Raw genomic sequence first — 1,881 nt, 5'->3', positions numbered from 1 at the left:
AAGGATACAGCTGGCGAATAGGGGGTAATACCCTACAAAAGTCAACAAGCTTTGGTTCTGAAAAATCAATAAGTCCGCTTAAAAAGGTGCGCTTATTTGAAGCGCACCTTTTTGAGCATGAAAATTGGCGACCAAGGCATTTTTAAGTGTCCCTGGAGAACAAATGCTCATGAATTTAGGACTTGTTAGTTAAGCACAATGAACACGTAATCGAGCAAAAGAACTAGTACGAGTGCGAGCTTTAGTAGCATGATGGGACCAGTCAAAAAACCGACTTAAATTAATTGCACAAGCCGTGGCGATATGCTGTAAATGTGTTTTGGCTAGTCCAAAATATCTTGTTCGTCGCAAATCAAATCTGCCGACAGCTTGGGAAATAGTACCCTCAACACCAGCCCGATGTGCATAGTTTTGTTGAAACTGTGGAGTTTGTTGTTGATGACGACGTTCCATGAGTGCCTGATATTCCTCACGCGGTCGCAGCTTAATTTTGCGGGCAGCACTAGCTGAAGAAGTACAAAGATTTCGCACCGGACAAGCAGCACAAGTCTGACGGTCAAAAACAATTTCAATTAAGGGATTGTGATGAGAGTCACGGGTAATACGCCACAAACGATTGGAATTTCCTTGTGGACAGATGGCAACTTGTTTGTCCCAATCAATCACAAACGCACTGACATCAAAACCTGTTTTTAACTTTGCTTGCCAACTAGTATCCACAGCCACTGGTCCAAGGAGTGAAACTTGATAAGCCTGATGACTTTCAACTAATTGATAGGCATCTACATAAGCAGCATCCACATAATGTTCCTGTGGTAACAAATCTTTTTGTGCCAACTGTTGATGAATTATCGATGTTATTTCCCCATCAGGAGTTGTAGCTGCTGTTGTTTCTATATGGGTAATCAGATTTGGAGTTGACTCATCACAAGTTTCACTCATATGCACTTTATATCCCGTCCAATTAATCTCGCGTTTGCTACTATTGCGAGCCTCAATATCATAGGGGGATTCAATACAAATTGAATTTGGTGGTAATCCTGTCTGCTCTGGATTTCGCCATACCAATCCATTGTGGTCAAATGTGTACTGCTGTATCCAAATTTTCCTTAATATCTCGACACTATCCAATTCACATAACTTGCCTTGGTTTTCATTACTAAACCAAATATGATGCAGAATATAATGTCCATCAAATCCAATTTTTAATGCTAATTCTGACCGTTCTTTTTTATCTTTTGGTAAGCGATAATTATCAAATCTATCACTATATCTCTCAAACCACTCATCACTAATAATTGCTTTCAACCATGCAGGTGCTACTTCTGCTATCGAGTTTAAGGCCGCTCTGATAGTTTCTCCTACCAATTCCAATCTATTTAGTTGCCTGATTGCTGCGATTACTTGTGTTGAGTCTGTTCTTTGCTTGCCTCGCTGTTTGATCAGTTTTTTTTCTTGAAACTTTACTAGCATCACATCTAACAGTTTGTTCGCTAAACCATGCTCACATAATCGCTCCCGAAATTCGCTCAACACGCTACAATCAAATCCTGAATCTGTGATCTCTAACCCAAGTGCATATTTCCAGTCAATTCTACTTCTGACTGCATCCGCTGCTTGTCTGTCAGTTAAACCTTCGGCAAATTGCATCACTATGATTAGTGCCAACTTGCCTGGCGACATTGCTGATTTGCCATAGCTAGTGGGATAGATGTCGGCAAATTCTCTATCTGCGTATAACACTCCCAATTCGTCGTACATTTTCATATACATATTTCCTTTTGGGAATGACGCACGCGCTATTTTTGCTGTCTGTGCTGGTATTTCCCATTGATTCACTGGATGCAGTGTCATACGCAGCTATAAGAAGATACTCTACTA

The 1,881-nt window shown here is 40.6% G+C and carries 1 protein-coding gene; it reads right to left on the bottom strand.

Annotation, left to right across the window (positions count from 1 at the left end; all coding sequences use genetic code 11):
* Positions 1-189: 189 nt before the first annotated feature.
* A complete protein-coding gene (locus tag BV372_RS28785) occupies positions 190-1,854 on the bottom strand; it encodes an IS1182 family transposase (RefSeq protein WP_086689986.1) in 1,665 nt (554 codons plus the stop codon).
* Between the last annotated feature and the right edge of the window lie 27 nt (positions 1,855-1,881).

Origin of the sequence: Nostoc sp. T09, assembly GCF_002154695.1 — a bacterium.
Lineage (GTDB): Bacteria > Cyanobacteriota > Cyanobacteriia > Cyanobacteriales > Nostocaceae > Aulosira.
Note: the sequence above shows the minus strand (reverse complement) of the source record. Positions and strands in the feature narration are given on the sequence as shown.

Bases quoted from the DNA above. Each gene is read 5' to 3' on its own strand.
- BV372_RS28785 (WP_086689986.1), bottom strand. From the start codon at position 1,854: ATGACACTGCATCCAGTGAATCAATGGGAAATACCAGCACAGACAGCA.